This window comes from Lutibacter sp. (assembly GCF_013139515.1).
Classification (GTDB): Bacteria; Bacteroidota; Bacteroidia; order Flavobacteriales; family Flavobacteriaceae; genus Lutibacter.
On sequence record NZ_WTAR01000056.1, the window covers coordinates 23,372 to 38,745 of the forward strand.

At 27.2% G+C, this 15,374-nt stretch carries 19 protein-coding genes; 9 read left to right on the top strand and 10 right to left on the bottom strand.

Going from position 1 to position 15,374, the window contains the following annotated elements; all coding sequences use genetic code 11:
- Positions 1-352: 352 nt before the first annotated feature.
- Complete coding sequence (locus tag GQ540_RS05755) at positions 353-544, bottom strand: cold-shock protein (RefSeq protein WP_291798646.1); 192 nt, start codon at positions 542-544, stop codon at positions 353-355.
- A gap of 110 nt (positions 545-654) precedes the next feature.
- Positions 655-1,650, bottom strand: coding sequence for an NAD(P)H-dependent glycerol-3-phosphate dehydrogenase (locus GQ540_RS05760; protein ID WP_291798648.1), 996 nt, complete (start codon positions 1,648-1,650; stop codon positions 655-657).
- Positions 1,651-1,819: 169 nt separating this feature from the next.
- On the opposite strand from GQ540_RS05760, the gene GQ540_RS05765 reads away from it, so the two are divergent.
- From GQ540_RS05765 to dut, 3 genes are read left to right on the top strand one after another with little or no spacing between them, the layout of a single operon-like run.
- A complete protein-coding gene (locus GQ540_RS05765; protein WP_291798651.1) occupies positions 1,820-3,274 on the top strand; it encodes a polysaccharide biosynthesis C-terminal domain-containing protein in 1,455 nt (484 codons plus the stop codon).
- A 4-nt stretch (positions 3,275-3,278) separates the two neighbouring features.
- Positions 3,279-4,124: an alpha/beta hydrolase-fold protein gene (locus tag GQ540_RS05770; protein ID WP_291798654.1), complete on the top strand. Its 846-nt coding sequence runs from the start codon at positions 3,279-3,281 to the stop codon at positions 4,122-4,124.
- A 53-nt stretch (positions 4,125-4,177) separates the two neighbouring features.
- Entirely contained in the window at positions 4,178-4,609 is a 432-nt protein-coding gene (dut, locus tag GQ540_RS05775; RefSeq protein ID WP_291798657.1) for a dUTP diphosphatase, read from the top strand.
- 140 nt (positions 4,610-4,749) lie between these two features.
- Here the strand turns inward: dut and GQ540_RS05780 are convergent, their stop codons facing one another.
- The 3 genes from GQ540_RS05780 to recA all read right to left on the bottom strand — a co-directional run bounded on the left by GQ540_RS05780 (position 4,750) and on the right by recA (position 7,203).
- The gene (locus GQ540_RS05780; protein WP_291798660.1) at positions 4,750-5,700 is read right to left on the bottom strand and encodes an ABC transporter ATP-binding protein; all 951 of its coding nucleotides are present in this window, start codon (positions 5,698-5,700) and stop codon (positions 4,750-4,752) included.
- A 63-nt stretch (positions 5,701-5,763) separates the two neighbouring features.
- Positions 5,764-6,183: a hypothetical protein gene (locus GQ540_RS05785; protein ID WP_291798662.1), complete on the bottom strand. Its 420-nt coding sequence runs from the start codon at positions 6,181-6,183 to the stop codon at positions 5,764-5,766.
- Positions 6,184-6,195: 12 nt separating this feature from the next.
- Entirely contained in the window at positions 6,196-7,203 is a 1,008-nt protein-coding gene (recA, locus tag GQ540_RS05790; RefSeq protein WP_291798666.1) for a recombinase RecA, read from the bottom strand.
- A 98-nt stretch (positions 7,204-7,301) separates the two neighbouring features.
- Between recA and GQ540_RS05795 the strand changes: the two genes are divergently transcribed.
- The 3 genes from GQ540_RS05795 to GQ540_RS05805 are packed head-to-tail and all read left to right on the top strand — an operon-like array spanning position 7,302 to position 8,175.
- Entirely contained in the window at positions 7,302-7,478 is a 177-nt protein-coding gene (locus tag GQ540_RS05795; RefSeq protein ID WP_291798669.1) for a hypothetical protein, read from the top strand.
- A complete protein-coding gene (locus GQ540_RS05800; RefSeq protein WP_291798672.1) occupies positions 7,479-7,817 on the top strand; it encodes a DinB family protein in 339 nt (112 codons plus the stop codon). It abuts the gene before it with no gap.
- Positions 7,818-7,836: 19 nt separating this feature from the next.
- Positions 7,837-8,175: a cupin domain-containing protein gene (locus GQ540_RS05805; protein ID WP_291798674.1), complete on the top strand. Its 339-nt coding sequence runs from the start codon at positions 7,837-7,839 to the stop codon at positions 8,173-8,175.
- 101 nt (positions 8,176-8,276) lie between these two features.
- On the opposite strand, the gene GQ540_RS05810 is transcribed toward GQ540_RS05805, so the two are convergent.
- The 4 genes from GQ540_RS05810 to rpiB are packed head-to-tail and all read right to left on the bottom strand — an operon-like array spanning position 8,277 to position 10,660.
- Positions 8,277-8,858, bottom strand: a complete 582-nt coding sequence (locus GQ540_RS05810; RefSeq protein ID WP_291798677.1) for an NUDIX domain-containing protein — start codon at positions 8,856-8,858, stop codon at positions 8,277-8,279.
- Between the two features lie 6 nt (positions 8,859-8,864).
- Positions 8,865-9,308: a GNAT family N-acetyltransferase gene (locus tag GQ540_RS05815; protein ID WP_291798680.1), complete on the bottom strand. Its 444-nt coding sequence runs from the start codon at positions 9,306-9,308 to the stop codon at positions 8,865-8,867.
- A 2-nt stretch (positions 9,309-9,310) separates the two neighbouring features.
- Positions 9,311-10,219, bottom strand: coding sequence for a cation diffusion facilitator family transporter (locus GQ540_RS05820; protein ID WP_291798683.1), 909 nt, complete (start codon positions 10,217-10,219; stop codon positions 9,311-9,313).
- Positions 10,220-10,222: 3 nt separating this feature from the next.
- Positions 10,223-10,660 carry a ribose 5-phosphate isomerase B gene (rpiB, locus tag GQ540_RS05825; RefSeq protein WP_291798686.1) on the bottom strand — a complete coding sequence of 146 codons (438 nt, stop codon included), beginning with the start codon at positions 10,658-10,660 and terminating at the stop codon, positions 10,223-10,225.
- Positions 10,661-11,239: 579 nt separating this feature from the next.
- On the opposite strand from rpiB, the gene GQ540_RS05830 reads away from it, so the two are divergent.
- Both GQ540_RS05830 and GQ540_RS13215 read left to right on the top strand, forming a co-directional pair.
- The gene (locus GQ540_RS05830; RefSeq protein ID WP_291798689.1) at positions 11,240-11,470 is read left to right on the top strand and encodes a hypothetical protein; all 231 of its coding nucleotides are present in this window, start codon (positions 11,240-11,242) and stop codon (positions 11,468-11,470) included.
- Between the two features lie 194 nt (positions 11,471-11,664).
- Positions 11,665-11,874, top strand: a complete 210-nt coding sequence (locus tag GQ540_RS13215) for a T9SS type A sorting domain-containing protein (RefSeq protein WP_367205949.1) — start codon at positions 11,665-11,667, stop codon at positions 11,872-11,874.
- A 242-nt stretch (positions 11,875-12,116) separates the two neighbouring features.
- On the opposite strand, the gene GQ540_RS05835 is transcribed toward GQ540_RS13215, so the two are convergent.
- Positions 12,117-13,031, bottom strand: coding sequence for a diacylglycerol kinase family protein (locus GQ540_RS05835; RefSeq protein ID WP_291798692.1), 915 nt, complete (start codon positions 13,029-13,031; stop codon positions 12,117-12,119).
- 104 nt (positions 13,032-13,135) lie between these two features.
- Between GQ540_RS05835 and rnr the strand changes: the two genes are divergently transcribed.
- Positions 13,136-15,346: a ribonuclease R gene (gene rnr / locus GQ540_RS05840; protein ID WP_291798695.1), complete on the top strand. Its 2,211-nt coding sequence runs from the start codon at positions 13,136-13,138 to the stop codon at positions 15,344-15,346.
- Positions 15,347-15,374: the final 28 nt, after the last annotated feature.

Below are 15,374 nucleotides of genomic sequence, written 5' to 3' on the forward strand. Positions count from 1 at the left end.
TATTGTTTAAACACTTGTAAATTTACAAAACTCTATAAAGTGTTCGTATGATATATGTCAATTAAAAATCAATCTTACAAATAACCTGAGTTCGATATAAGCAAAATGATGTGAGTTATTGAATTAGTGCGCTTTATAGTTCTTTTGTCATTCCTACGAAGGCAGGAATCCATAAACATGATGAGTTTAGATTCCTGCCTTCGCAGGAATGACATCCTTTTTCACTATAGAATTCGTAAATGACTAATAATCAGAAGTCTTTATGTCGAACTCAGGTAAATAGCTAAATTGTAAAACAAAAAAAACCAGTCAAAAAATTGACTGGTTTAAGTTTTTCAAAAGAATTACGCTATTAAAGTACTTTAACATTAACCGCGTTCAACCCTTTTTTACCTTCTTTTAGTTCAAATTCAACTTCGTCACCTTCTCTCACTTCGTCAATTAAGCCTGAAATGTGCATAAAGTAATCTGTTCCTGAACCTTCCTCTGTTACAAATCCAAAACCTTTAGATTCGTTAAAAAATTTTACTGTACCTTTTTTCATTATTGTATATAAATATATTAAAGTGCAAAGATAGTTTTATTTCAAACTTGTGTCTGTTTTTTTTAATAAATTATTTTCTTTTCTTTAAAATGAACTAACGTAACCTATTGCTAATCTAAATGTTCTGTTAATTTTTTTAAAATATTCTTCGGGTTTTTGTTCTGGTATAAAATGGCATAAACAGCATCAATAATAGGTGTAACAGCTTTGTTTTTTTCATTTAATAAATAAGCACTTTTAGAAGCGTAATAACCTTCAGCAATCATACTCATTTCCATTTGAGCACTTTTAACGGTGTATCCTTTACCAATCATATTTCCAAACATTCTGTTTCTACTAAAAACTGAATAACCTGTAACTAATAAATCGCCCAAATATGCAGAGTTATTAATATTGCGCTTCATTTTATGAACCTTTTTAATAAAACGCTTCATTTCACGAATAGAATTAGACATTAATACCGACTGAAAATTATCTCCATAACCCAATCCATGTGCAATACCCGCTGCAATTGCATAAATATTCTTCAACATAGCCGCGTATTCTGCACCAATAATATCATCTGATGTTTTGGTTTTTATGTATTTACTAGAAAGACATTTACTTACCAATTTTGCTTTTTTTGTATCAGTACATGCAATTGTTAAATAAGATAAACGCTCCATAGCAACTTCTTCTGCATGACAAGGACCTGTAATTACTCCAATATTTTCAAAAGGTATATTGTATTTTTCATGAAAGTGTTCACCAACAATTAAACCTGTTTCAGGAACAATACCTTTAATTGCTGAAAAAATTATTTTTGAAGAAAAATCTACTGTTATTTTATCTAATTCTGCTTTTACAAATGCTGAAGGAATCGCAAAAATTAAAATATCTGCATAATTCACTAATTCATTTATATCGCTAGACAAATACAGTTGTTCTACATCAAACTCTGCCGAACTTAAATAATTTGGATTGTGATCATTTTCTTTTATATAATCTATAGAACTTTGATTTCGCATATACCAACCAACTTGTTCTAAGTTTTCACATAACATTTTTACGATGGCTGTTGCCCAACTTCCGCCGCCGAAAACGGCAATTTTAGGGTTTTTACTCATTTATAAAGTATTTAGATTTCAAATGTAAACAAACTAAAATAAAGTCCAAAACTTAAGGTTTAACAATACTAAAAAGATATATTAATCCATTCAAATTTTCCATCACTAAAATAAACCGAAATCTTTTGTACATTTATGCGATAAATCTTTTTTACAATAAAATTCACTCTTGAGCGCACTTAAACGATTTTTTAAAGACACTATAATTTATGGTATTGCAGCCGTTTTACCACGCGTAATTAATTTTTTGTTAGTTCGTGTTCATACTGATGCTTTACCAACCAATAATTACGCTGAAAACACCAACTTTTATATTTGGGCAGCCTTATTTTCTGTGCTATTAACCTTTGGAATGGAAACTGCTTTCTTTCGGTTTTATAAAGCTGAAGAAAAAAAAGATGCCTTAATTTCTACTGCATTTATAAGTGTTTTTGCTACTGCATTAATTTTTATGGTTTTAGCATTTACTTTTTCTGAATTTTTTACCAACATCTTTGATTTTGGTGGAAATCCATTACAACTTAAATTATTGATTGGAATTTTAGCAATTGATACGTTGGCGGTTATTCCTTTTGCGTATTTACGAGCTTCAAACCGACCAATAAAATACACAACTATAAAATTAATAAATGTTGCAATTATAGTAAGCATTAACTTATTGTTTTTAAAATTTATTCCTGAATTTAAAAACAATGGAAAAGACATTCCGCTATTTTTAGATACCATTTTTAACAGTACTGCCATTGTTAACTTTATATTTATAGCCAATATAATTGGAAGCGCTATTTCATTACTTTTATTACTACCTTATTTATTAAAATTTAAGTGGAGTTTTAATACTGTTTTATTTAAAAAAATGCTTTCCTATTCTTGGCCAATTGCTGTTGCGGGTGTTGCTTATGTAATAAATGAAAATTTAGACAAAATATTAATTGGACAATTAATAGATAAAAATACAATGGGTATTTACGCAGCTTGTTATAAGTTGGCTATTTTTATGAATTTATACATTATGGCTTTTCGCTTAGGTGCTGAACCCTTCTTTTTTAACTACGCCGATAAAAAAGATGCAAAAGAAACCTATGCTAAAATTCTAAATTATTTCATCATTATTGGGTCACTAGTTTTTGTTGGCATTGTAGTTTTTATTGATATTTTAAAGCAACTTTTTATCAATCAACAATATTGGGAAGCAATTATTATTGTTCCAATTGTATTGTTGGCAAATTTATTTTTAGGTGTATATCACAATTTAGCTATTTGGTATAAATTAACCGATAAAACACGTTTTGCCATGTTATTTTCCATAATTGGTGCTCTAATTACTATTTTAATTAATGTTCTTTTAATTCCAATTGTTGGGTTTATTGCTTCGGCTTGGGCTACTTTATTAGCGTATGGAACTATGATGGTTCTCTCCTATTTTATTGGAAAAAAACACTATCCAGTTCCGTATAATTTAAAAAAATCTGGAAGTTATTTAATTGCTGCAATTTTAATTTCATTTGTGTCATTTGAGTTTTTTAGAGAAAATTATATCATTTCAATTGGCTTTGTTTTAGCCTTCGGAATTTTAATATTTTGGAATGAAAAAAAGGAAATAACAACAATTCTAAAACGATAAAATCATGAAACAATTTAATATATTTTTTATACTTTTTTGTTTAACTGTTTCCTCTTTATTTTCACAAAGTACTGAAGAAAAAAAATCTACAGCTTCTAAAAATGTTTCAATTATTAAAAAGGAATTTGTAATTTCAGGTTTAAATAAAATCAGTCATAAAATTTGGGTGTATTTACCTCCAAATTATGCTGAGACTTCAAAAAAATATCCTGTAATTTATATGCACGATGCTCAAAATTTATTTGACAATGCAACTTCATACATTGGTGAATGGGAAATAGATGAGTCCTTAAATTCATTGTTTAAAAAAACTGGAAAAGGATTTATTGTTGTAGGTATTGAAAATGGAGGAACTGAAAGAATTAACGAATATACACCTTGGAAAAATGAAAAATACGGTGGTGGAAAAGGCGCTGTTTATATCGATTTTATGGTACATACGTTAAAACCATATATTGATGCCAATTACCGTACTAAAAAACAAGCAAAACATACAGGATTAATAGGAAGTTCGTTAGGTGGTTTAATTTCATATTATGGTGGACTTAAATACCCAACTGTGTTTGGGAAAATTGGTGCGCTATCCACTTCGTTTTGGTTTTCTAATAAAGTAGAAAGTTTTACGAAAGAATTTGGAAATACTAAAAAGGTTAAGCTATTCTTATTAGTTGGTGAAAAAGAAGGTTATGATATGGTTTCTGGAACTAAAAAAATTAAAAAATTATTGTTAGAAACAGGTTTTAAACCAAGTAATTTAACCTCTAAAATAAATCCCGAAGGAAATCATAATGAAGCATTTTGGAAAAGTGAATTTTCTGAAGTTGTTTCATGGTTGTATAACATAAAATAGTAGTTGAAAAACAACATAAAATTCTATTAAAAAATCAATATTATTTAATAAAAATGAAAGTACAAATCATTAACAAATCAAAACACGCACTACCTAATTATGAAACCATTGCATCTGCCGGAATGGATTTACGTGCAAATATTTCTGAAGTAATTACTTTAAAACCTTTAGAACGCGCCATTGTTAAAACAGGCTTATTTATTGCATTGCCTGTGGGCACAGAAGCGCAAGTACGTCCACGTAGTGGGCTCGCAGCGAAAAAAGGAATTACTGTATTAAATTCTCCTGGAACTGTTGATGCTGATTATAGAGGTGAAATTGGCGTAATTTTAGTAAACTTATCTAACCATGATTTTGTGATAAATGATGGTGAACGAATTGCACAATTAGTAATTGCTAAACATGAACGTGCAGAATGGGATATTGTTGATGTATTGAGTGAAACTGAGCGTGGAACTGGTGGATTTGGAAGTACTGGTGTTTAATGATTCCTGTTAAATTGTTTAATTGCTGAACTTTTTAAAATACAAGTTACGTCAACCTGAACTTGATTCAGGTTCTCATAATGGTTGGAAACCAATATAATAAGATTATGAAATAACACTTCGACAAACTCAGTGTGACATTATTCAGAATAACGAATTTCAATACACACTTCTTTACCAATTTTTATTGAAGTTGAGTGCTCAAAAAATACAATTGTGTTTTTTAATTTAGCTTCAATTAAATAATGGTTTCCTTTAAAATAAGAAGAGATTACTGTTACTTTTAATATTGATTTTTTAACAACTTTAATATGATTTGGATACACTAAAATTGTCTCTTTTGAAGTTAATTTTGAATCAATTTCACTTAACTTTATTTCGTTAATTTCATTAAAAAAAGAAGCAACGTAAGCGCTTTTTGGGTGGTTATATAGTTCTTCAGAAGTTCCTTTTACTTCTATTTTAGCATCTTTTAAAACAATAATTTCATCAGCAAAAGAAAGTGCGTCAGTTGTATCATGTGTGGCAACTATACACGTAATATTTTTTAATTTTAAATACTTAAAAAGACTTCTTCTTAGCTTATTTTTTCTAAAATTATCTATATGACTAAAAGGTTCGTCTAGCAATAAAATTTTAGGCTCTTTTGCTATTACTTTTGCTATAGCTACACGTTGTTTTTGACCACCACTTAAATTTTTAACTTTCGTTTTTAGAAAGTTTGCCATATCAACAACTTCTAGTAATTCTTGTATACGTTGTTGCTTATTTGGGTCTAGACTTGATATATTTTTACCAATATTTTCTTCAACAGTTATGTATGGCATTAAGTCAAAATCTTGCGGAAGATATTTCATAAATTCTTCGCCTGGAATTAAATGAAATTTTGGTCCAAGTAGTTTTTCGTTATTCCAATATACAGCACCTTTTGCAATATGAAGTAGGCCGTAAATAATTTCTAACAGTGTACTTTTTCCACAGCCACTTTCACCTACAATAGCAATATACTCACCTTTATTTACTTGAAAACTAATGTTTTTAAGTACTTCTTTTGAAGTATAACCAAACGATATATTGTTTATTTTGAGCATTTTAAAATAAAAACGCCTTAGTTTTTATTAAGGCGTTTTCTTTTTTATATTTTAAAAATTGATTTAAAAGCTAGAGTTTAAATTAGATATCATTTCTTCTAATTCCCTTTTTGATGTATTCGATTTTAATAATTCTATAGCTTTTTCTATAGTACTACAATAGTTAATATTATAGCTTTCTTCCTTTAATTCTTCTTTATAAAGGTGTGAAAAAACAGTTGTTGAGGGTTCGTCAACAAGGTGAACTGTAACATATTTTTTATTAATAATATTTTCTTTAATTTCTACTAATTCTTCAATATGTTGCAATACATTTTTTAAATTTATATTTCTTAAATCAACTAGAACTTTATCAATATTTTTCCAATCGGGGTTATTGATAATCTTAATAACCTGAGCTTTATATTTTGGAATAGAAAAATTTCCTTTATATTTTTGAATTAAAAGGTTTTTCTCTTTAAATATTTGAAACTGAATTTCCATTTTTAAGAAATATTATTCTTCACTGTTAAGAGCTTCTTTAATTTTTCCCTCTAATTCATCAGCTAATTCTGGATTGTCTTTTATCAATGCTTTTACTGCATCACGACCTTGACCTAATTTTGTTTCGCCATAACTAAACCATGAACCGCTTTTTTTAACAATACCAAATTCAACACCTAAATCTAATATTTCACCTGTTTTAGAAATTCCTAAACCGTACATAATATCAAATTCAGCAATAGTAAACGGTGGTGCTACTTTGTTTTTTACCACTTTTACTTTTGTACTGTTTCCTATTACTTTATCTCCATCTTTAATTTGAGTTCGTCTTCTAATATCTAAACGAACTGATGCGTAAAACTTTAATGCGTTACCACCTGTTGTTGTTTCAGGATTACCGAACATAACACCAATTTTTTCACGTAATTGGTTGATAAATATTACTGTACAATTTGTTTTATGAATTGTACCTGTTAATTTACGAAGTGCTTGAGACATTAAACGTGCGTGTAATCCCATTTTAGAATCTCCCATTTCACCTTCTAATTCACTTTTAGGCGTCAATGCTGCAACCGAGTCAATTACAATAATATCAATTGCTCCAGAGCTAATTAAATTATCTGCAATTTCTAATGCTTGCTCACCGTGATCTGGTTGTGAAATTATTAAATTATCTACATCAATTCCTAAATTTTGAGCGTAAAACCTATCAAAAGCGTGTTCTGCATCAATAAAAGCTGCAATACCACCTGCTTTTTGAGCTTCAGCAATTGCATGTAAAGTTAATGTGGTTTTACCTGATGATTCTGGACCATAAATTTCAATTACTCTACCTCTTGGATAACCTCCAACTCCTAAAGCAATATCTAACCCTAATGACCCTGATGAAATAGCATCAATATCATTAATAGCAACATCACCCATTTTCATAACTGTTCCTTTTCCGTAAGCTTTATCTAATTTATCTAATGTAAGTTGTAATGCTTTTAATTTTGCTGCTTTTTCTTTATCGTCTGCCATAATCTGAATTAAAATGTGTATAAAATAGTTTATGCTAAAATAGAAAAAAGTATTGAGTATATTTAGACTCTTTATAAATAATATTAACAGTTTTTACAATGAAAAAAATAGTCAATTTAATTTTAATTAGTGTGTTGATTTTAACTAATTTAAACGCACAAAATGACGTGAATTCTGCTTTTTTATTGAAATGGGAGAATTCAAAAAATTACTTACTAGAAATAGCAACAATAATGCCTGAAGACACTTATAATTATAAACCTACAGAGCAATAAATGAGTTTTCAAGAACAACTACTTCATATAATAGAAAATATGGTTTGGTTAAGTGAAACTTACTTTACAGGTACTAATTTTATAAAATCAGAAAAAATAACACCAAAAACTAAAACAGAAATTATTAATGAATTAGAAATTGCTTTTAATAGAGTTTCTGCTATTGTTAAAACAATTTCTTTAGATGATTTAACTACTGAAGTCAATTTTTTTACTGGACCGAAAAGTAAATTACAAATTTTAAACTTATTACAAGACCATGTTACGCATCATAGAGGACAATTAATTGTATATTTGAACTTAAATAATATTAAACCTCCAAAATATAGCGGTTGGTAATCACACATAAATTTTTATAATGAAAAAATCATCTTTATCAGAAAATATAACTTACAACGAAACGAAACCTTCAATTTCAGTATTATTTGAAACAGAAACCACAAAAGAAATTAGAATTGTGTTTAAAAAAGATCAGTTAATGAAAGAACACAAAACTTCATTTCCTATTACTGTTGAAATTTTTGAAGGCGCTATTGATTTTGGTGTAAAAGGAACAACTTATAATTTAGTAAAAGGAGATTTGGTTTCACTTGAAGCAAGTATACCACATGATTTGGTTGCTAAAGAAGATAGTATTGTGCGTTTAACATTATCTAAATTAGATACTGTTGAGCGAGTAATTGAGGTAACTGAATAGCATTCAGTTTCTTATAATAATTGATTATTAGTAGTGTGAAATTCTGAAATAACACTTCTAAAAGCACTTGCGATAATTTCAAATTAACAACTTTTAATATTTTACAACAAGTTATTAATTTTAGCATATTGCAATAAAATTACAGTTTTTGCATCTTGTATTTCACCTGTTAAAATCATACTAAAAGCTATATTAAAGTCTAATTCCAACACTTCAATTTCTTCGGTTTCTGAAGCTAAACCACCACCTTTGTGTATTTTCATTTCATCGCTTACTTCAGAAATAAAATAATGAATAATTTCGGTTACAGCACCTGGTGAAGAATACAGTTGAAATATTTTTTTAGCAGTCGTTATTTTAAAACCTGTTTCTTCTTCGGCTTCATTTATAATACAAGTTAACGGATTATTTTTATCTAATAAACCCGCGCAAACTTCAATCATCATACCATTCGTATTTTCATTTAAATATGTTGGCATTCTAAACTGTTTGGTAAGAATTACAGTTTTTTTAGTTGAATTATACAATAAAATAGCAGCGCCATCTCCTCTATTGTAGCTTTCTCTGTTTTGATTTTGCCATTCTCCGTTTTTAGTTTGATACTCAAAATTCACTTTGTCTAAAGTGTACCAATCGTTAGATAAGTTTTTTATATTCTTAATTTTAACTTTTGGATTTGACATATAATTTTAGTTTTTTAACATTCCAATATGTGGGATTCCATCTTCTAAATATTCCTCACCAACTTGTTGAAATTCATGAGATTCATAAAAAATTTTCAAATACGTTTGAGCTGAAATTTTAATAATAGTTTCATTAAAATAAGTTTTAATAGCCTTAATAGAATGTTTTATAATTACATGTCCATAACCAAATTCTCGCTCATTTTTTGCAACCACTACTCTACCAATACTAGCTTTTTCAAAGTAATCTCCTGGTTTAAAAATTCGAGTATACCCAACAATTTTATTGTTTTTAATTCCAATTACATGCAATGCTTTTTGATCTTTATCATCAATATCTTGATACACACAATTTTGTTCAACCACAAATACTTCTGAACGTAATTGTAAAACTGCATACAATTCATTGGTTGTTAATTCAGAAAAAGATTTAGTAAAAACTTGTAACATAGTTAATCTTGAATTATAATTTCTTTACTATCGTTTCTTTTAAATTCTGGTTGTAAATTACAATGATGAATTTGAAATTTTGTAGTTAAAATTTCTTCAATATGTTCACAAATCACATCAAAATCTGAAAGTTGTATGTTTTCTTTAAATTCTATATGTGCTTCAAAATGACAATCGTGATCGTTTAATTGCCAAATGTGTACATGGTGTATATTTCTAATTCCTTTAACTTTTAAAACTTCATTTACAACATCTTCAATTTTAATATGTTCGGGAGCAAATAGCATTAAAATTTTTAAAGATGTAATTAAAATATCCCAGCTTAAATAAATTAAGTATAATGAAATTAGTAACGTTAACGTTGCATCAACCCAATAAACTTGGTAATATTTCATTAATAAACCACCAATTAAAACAGCTACAGATGTTAACATATCAGTTAATAAATGTAAATAAGCTGATTTCATGTTTAGGTTATCTTTAGCATCATTTTTAAGTAATAAAACACTAAAACCGTTTACAGCTATTCCTAAAATAGCCAACCAAATAACTAATGTACTATTTATTACTTGTGGATTGTTAAATCTTTTAAATGCTTCAATACCTAAAATAATTGCAATAATAATTAACGTACTTGCATTTATAAAAGCTGCAATTATTTCAGCTCTTTTATATCCAAAAGTTTGATGAAGTGTTTGCTTTTTTTTATTACTTAATAAATTAGCTACATAACTAATAATTAATGAAATAACATCAGAAAAATTATGAACAGCGTCTGATATTAATGCTAAACTTCCTGAAATAAAACCACCAATAAGTTGTGCAATTGTTATTATAAGATTTAAAACTATTGAGAGTAATAAATTTTTACCTGATAATGTAGAATGATTATGAGAATGATTATGACCCATATTTTAACAACATTTAGTTGGTATTTTTTCAACACGTGTTTGATGTCTTCCTCCTTCAAACTTAGTATTTAAAAATAGTTCTACAAAACCTAACGCTTGTTGTAAGGATACAAAACGAGCAGGAATACTTAAAATATTTGCATTGTTATGTAAACGTGCTAATTCAACCAATTCATTATTCCAACACAACGCAGCTCTAATACCTTGATGTTTATTCGCTGTAATTTGAGCACCATTACCACTTCCACAAATAATAATACCTAAACTAGCTTTATTGTTTTCTACTGCATCAGCAACTGGATGAATAGCGTCAGGATAATCCATACTATTATTAGAATCTGTACCAAAATTTAAAATTTTAATACCTTTGTTTTCTAACAGTTTTATAATTTTGAATTTATATTCAGTTCCGGCGTGATCATTACCAATTGCAATTGTCATAAATAGTGTTTTAATTATATTTTTAAAGTACAAAAGTACAAATTCACAGTTATTAACAGTAAAAAAAGTAATTGTTAATAGTAATTTTTAAAAACTTGATTTACAATTACTTTACGTTAAATTAAGATTGTGGATAAATAATGACTTAAAAAAGATAACTAATATTTGGTATGTAACAATTATTTCATAATGCAAAAATCACTATTTAATACCCAAATTTATTTATTATTATTTCAAAAGAAGTTATCAACTAGTTTTATACCTGTTATAAACATTTAGTACTTGTAAACTTATTCAAAAAAACTGTTAACTAACGTTTTTAGTAGATTGTTTATAACCTATATAATTTGATTGATTTTGAAGCTTTTAAAAAATTATAAGTTGTTTATATCTATTAATAAGTGATAAATAAAAATATATAATCACTTATTTATTGTACATATTAACACGCTATAATAGACATCATTCTTTTTTTAAAATTTAAATAAAACTTACTATTATTATTATAGTTGTTAATAACCTTTGTAGCTTAATTTTAAAATTAAAAATACTATTTTTACACTATATAATTTAATTGTTATGAAAAAAATACTACATTATTTATTTTTTATTATACCATTAATTACATTTTCACAAGTTCAAATAGGAGTTGATATAAATGGTGAAGCAGCTGGAGATAATTTAGGACATAGTGTTTCTTTATCTAGTGATGGAAGTATTCTAGCAATTACTGCACCTTATAATGATGAAACAGGAAGTGATTCAGGTCATGAATTTATCAAAATATATAAAGAAACTGGACTCAGGTAGGTATTAATATTAATGGAGAAGTAGGAGGTGATTTATTAGGTAATAGTGTTTATTTATTTAGTAACGGAAGTATTGTAGCTATTGGTGCACCAACAAATAATGGAAATGGTGCTGATTCAGGTCATGCACGAGTTTATGATTTATCATCTGAAATTTTAGGTATTTCAGATGAGTTTGTAGTTAAAAATTTTACTATATATCCTAATCCTGTTAGTACAAATTTATACATTCAATTAACAAGTGAATTAAAATTTATTTCAGTAAATATTTTTGATTATTTAGGTGAAAATGTATTAAAAAGTAAAAAAACTATGTTAGATGTTTCAACTTTATCTAAAGGTGTATATTTTTTAAAAGTTGAAACTAATAAAGGAATAGGTATTAAAAAAGTTATTATAAACTAATAATTATATTTTAATAGAAAGTTTTAAAAGGGTAGAATTAGGTGTTACAGTTTCTATAGTTTCATCTGAAGAAAATGAATTATTTATACTTTTTACAGTGAAGTAAATTCCTGCAAAAAATATAATTAAAAATAAGATGATAATTTTATATAACCGTTTCATTGTAATAGTGTTGTATGTTAAAAAGACGATTAATTTTAACATTTGTTACACTCTTATTAAGAAAATTTTAACTTTTTATGTTAAGGAACTATAAAATTAAGAGATTTTGGCAATATAGATATTGTAAAATTACCTGTACCTATAAGCTCTCCATCTGCTTGAATGTATGTTTTAGTAGTATCTAATACTTTAATTTTTATTTTTGAAGTTTTATAAGTACTTACTAATTTATGATTGGTAATAGTACCATTAAATAACCCTTTTATATTACCTAAAATTGTTAGTAGCTTTATTTTTTTAATATAAGAAATATCAAAAAGTGCATCTGTTGGATTTGAATTTTTAGTTAATTGCATTCCACCTCCAGAATATTTACACAAACCAATTAAAAAAAGTAATGTTTTACCTTTTAAAACTTTGTTATTAAAAGTAATTTCTAATAATGGTTTTTTATAACTTTTTAAACTTACCAAAGCACCAATTAAATAAGCTAACACACCAAACTTTTTATATTTCTTTACATTTTTTACAACAAATCCATCAAAACCAATACCAGCTAAATTATTAAAATACACAGTTTTATTAGTTGAAGAAATAATAATTTTTCCAATATCTTGTTTAATTGTACTTGAAGTTTTAAGTACTTGAATAGCTTTTTTATAGTTTTGTGGAATAGTGTAATTTTTTATCCAGTCGTTTCCAGTTCCAATTGCAATTATTCCTACTTTTATTTCTGAAAGATGTATAGAATTTAAACTTAAAATACCATTTACAATAGCATGTAATGTACCATCACCACCAACACAAATAAATTTTTTAAATCCTTTTTTTATAGCTTTTTCAACTAATTTTATAGCGTGATTTTCATACTCTGTAAAAGTAACTTCAAACTTAAAATTCTCATTTTTTAATTCATTGTAAATATTGGGCCATTTTTTTTTAGCAGCGCCATTTCCTGCAACCGGATTTACAATTACAAACCATTTATTAATCATAAATAAAAATTAAATATTGCACAAAATACAAATTGTAGTTTATAAAATCATTTAATAACCGCATCAACTGTAAATATTTGTACTTTTGATTAAAATATAAATGAATGTCAAGTAAAAAAAAGATATATAAAAAGAAAGGGAATATTCTAAAAGATTTAACTCGAAAAATATTACAAATATTAAATCAATCACCAGATAATAGTTTTAATTACAAACAAATTTCGTCAAAATTATCGTTGTCTGATGCAAATGCAAGAAATCAAATTATTCAAAAATTAGAAGAATTAAAAGGTCAACAAAAAGTTGAAGAAGTTGAACGTGGAAAATTTAAAATACTACCATTAGATAAGTATTATATTGGAACAATTGATGCAACAACTAACGGAAATGGGTATTTTATTTGTGATGATTTAGAACATGATATTTACATTCCTGCACGTAATTTAAATAAAGCTTTAGATAAGGATACCGTTAAAATTTATTTATACAATCGTAGAAACAGTAAAAAGCAAGAAGGTGATGTTGTTGAAGTTATAAAACGTTTTAAAACTGAATTTGTAGGTGTTTTGCAATTAAACAGAAATTTTGGATTTGTAATTCCAGATGATTCAAAAATGTATGCTGATATTTTTATTCCTCAAAATAAATTAAAAGGTGCCGAAGATGGTGTAAAAGTTTTAGTAGAAATGACCAATTGGCCAGATAAATCTAAAAATCCTTTTGGAAAAATAAAAGAAATTTTAGGAATGCCAGGCGACCATGATACTGAAATTCATTCTATCTTATTAGAATATGGTTTACCTTATAAATTTCCTGAAAATGTAGAAGCAGAAGCTGGTAAAATTCCATTAGAAATTACTGAAGCTGAGATTGCAAAACGTAGAGATATGCGTAAAGATTTAACGTTTACCATTGATCCAAAAGATGCAAAAGATTTTGATGATGCGTTGTCTTTTGAAATATTAGAAAATGGAAATTATGAAATAGGAATTCATATTGCAGATGTTTCACATTATGTGCAAGAAAAAACAATTTTAGAAGAAGAAGCATATAACAGAGCAACTTCAGTTTATTTAGTTGATAGAGTAGTACCAATGCTTCCTGAAGTATTATCAAACGGTGTCTGTTCATTAAGACCAAATGAAGAAAAGTTAACTTTTTCAGCAGTTTTTGAAATGAATGAAAAAGCACAAATTGTAAATGAATGGTTTGGGAGAACAATTACATATTCCGATAAGAGATTTGCTTATGAAGAAGCTCAGGAAATAATTGAAACTAAAGGAACTACTATTTCTTCTGAAATTTCAATAACCGGTGAAGAATATACGGTTGAACCTAAAATAGTTACAGCAACTTTAAAATTAGATGAACTCGCAAAAAAACTTCGTAAAAAACGTTTACAGCAAGGCGCTATAACTTTTGATAGAGTAGAGGTTAAATTTAATTTAGATAAAAATGCAGAACCTTTAGGAGTATTTTTTAAAGAGTCTAAAGATGCTAATAAGTTAATTGAAGAATTTATGTTACTTGCTAACCGTAAAGTAGCTGAATTTATTGGTAGAAGTAAAGGTGTAGCTAGTAAAAATACATTTATATATCGTGTGCACGATGAACCTAATTTAGATAAATTAGAAGGTCTTCAAGCAATTGTAAGTAAGTTTGGTTATAAAAATAAGATAGATACAACTAGTAAAAAAACGACTTCAACATCATTAAATCAGTTATTAAATGATGTGCATGGAAAAGGAGAAGCCAATATGATTGAAACTTTAGCTATTCGCTCTATGAGTAAAGCTGAATATACAACACAAAATATTGGTCATTATGGGTTAGCTTTTGATTATTATAGTCATTTTACTTCACCAATTAGAAGATATCCAGATGTAATGACACATAGATTATTGCAACATTATTTAGATGGAGGAAAATCACCAAAAGCTGAGATTTATGAAGAAAAATGTAAACATTCTTCAGAAATGGAATACTTAGCTTCAAGAGCTGAACGTGATTCTATTAAATATATGCAGGTAAAATACATGGATAATCATAAAGATCAAGAATTTGAAGGTGTGATATCTGGTGTTACTGAATGGGGAATTTATGTTGAAATTATTGAAAATAAATGTGAAGGAATGTGTAGAATTCGTGAAATTAAAGATGATTATTATATTTACGATGAAAAGCAATATGCATTGGTTGGGCAATCAACAAAAAACATGTATCAATTAGGAGATCACGTTTTAATAAAAGTAAAACATACCGATTTAGAAAGAAAACATTTAGATTTCACCTTATTAGATAAGATTAATATATAATTAACTTAAAAAGGCACAATTATTGTTT

Bases quoted from the DNA above. Each gene is read 5' to 3' on its own strand.
- GQ540_RS05755 (WP_291798646.1), bottom strand. From the start codon at position 544: ATGAAAAAAGGTACAGTAAAATTTTTTAACGAATCTAAAGGTTTTGGA.
- GQ540_RS05760 (WP_291798648.1), bottom strand. From the start codon at position 1,650: ATGAGTAAAAACCCTAAAATTGCCGTTTTCGGCGGCGGAAGTTGGGCA.
- GQ540_RS05770 (WP_291798654.1), top strand. From the start codon at position 3,279: ATGAAACAATTTAATATATTTTTTATACTTTTTTGTTTAACTGTTTCC.
- dut (WP_291798657.1), top strand. From the start codon at position 4,178: ATGAAAGTACAAATCATTAACAAATCAAAACACGCACTACCTAATTAT.
- GQ540_RS05780 (WP_291798660.1), bottom strand. From the start codon at position 5,700: ATGCTCAAAATAAACAATATATCGTTTGGTTATACTTCAAAAGAAGTA.
- GQ540_RS05785 (WP_291798662.1), bottom strand. From the start codon at position 6,183: ATGGAAATTCAGTTTCAAATATTTAAAGAGAAAAACCTTTTAATTCAA.
- recA (WP_291798666.1), bottom strand. From the start codon at position 7,203: ATGGCAGACGATAAAGAAAAAGCAGCAAAATTAAAAGCATTACAACTT.
- GQ540_RS05795 (WP_291798669.1), top strand. From the start codon at position 7,302: ATGAAAAAAATAGTCAATTTAATTTTAATTAGTGTGTTGATTTTAACT.
- GQ540_RS05800 (WP_291798672.1), top strand. From the start codon at position 7,479: ATGAGTTTTCAAGAACAACTACTTCATATAATAGAAAATATGGTTTGG.
- GQ540_RS05805 (WP_291798674.1), top strand. From the start codon at position 7,837: ATGAAAAAATCATCTTTATCAGAAAATATAACTTACAACGAAACGAAA.
- GQ540_RS05810 (WP_291798677.1), bottom strand. From the start codon at position 8,858: ATGTCAAATCCAAAAGTTAAAATTAAGAATATAAAAAACTTATCTAAC.
- GQ540_RS05815 (WP_291798680.1), bottom strand. From the start codon at position 9,308: ATGTTACAAGTTTTTACTAAATCTTTTTCTGAATTAACAACCAATGAA.
- GQ540_RS05820 (WP_291798683.1), bottom strand. From the start codon at position 10,219: ATGGGTCATAATCATTCTCATAATCATTCTACATTATCAGGTAAAAAT.
- rpiB (WP_291798686.1), bottom strand. From the start codon at position 10,660: ATGACAATTGCAATTGGTAATGATCACGCCGGAACTGAATATAAATTC.
- GQ540_RS05830 (WP_291798689.1), top strand. From the start codon at position 11,240: ATGAAAAAAATACTACATTATTTATTTTTTATTATACCATTAATTACA.
- GQ540_RS05835 (WP_291798692.1), bottom strand. From the start codon at position 13,031: ATGATTAATAAATGGTTTGTAATTGTAAATCCGGTTGCAGGAAATGGC.
- rnr (WP_291798695.1), top strand. From the start codon at position 13,136: ATGTCAAGTAAAAAAAAGATATATAAAAAGAAAGGGAATATTCTAAAA.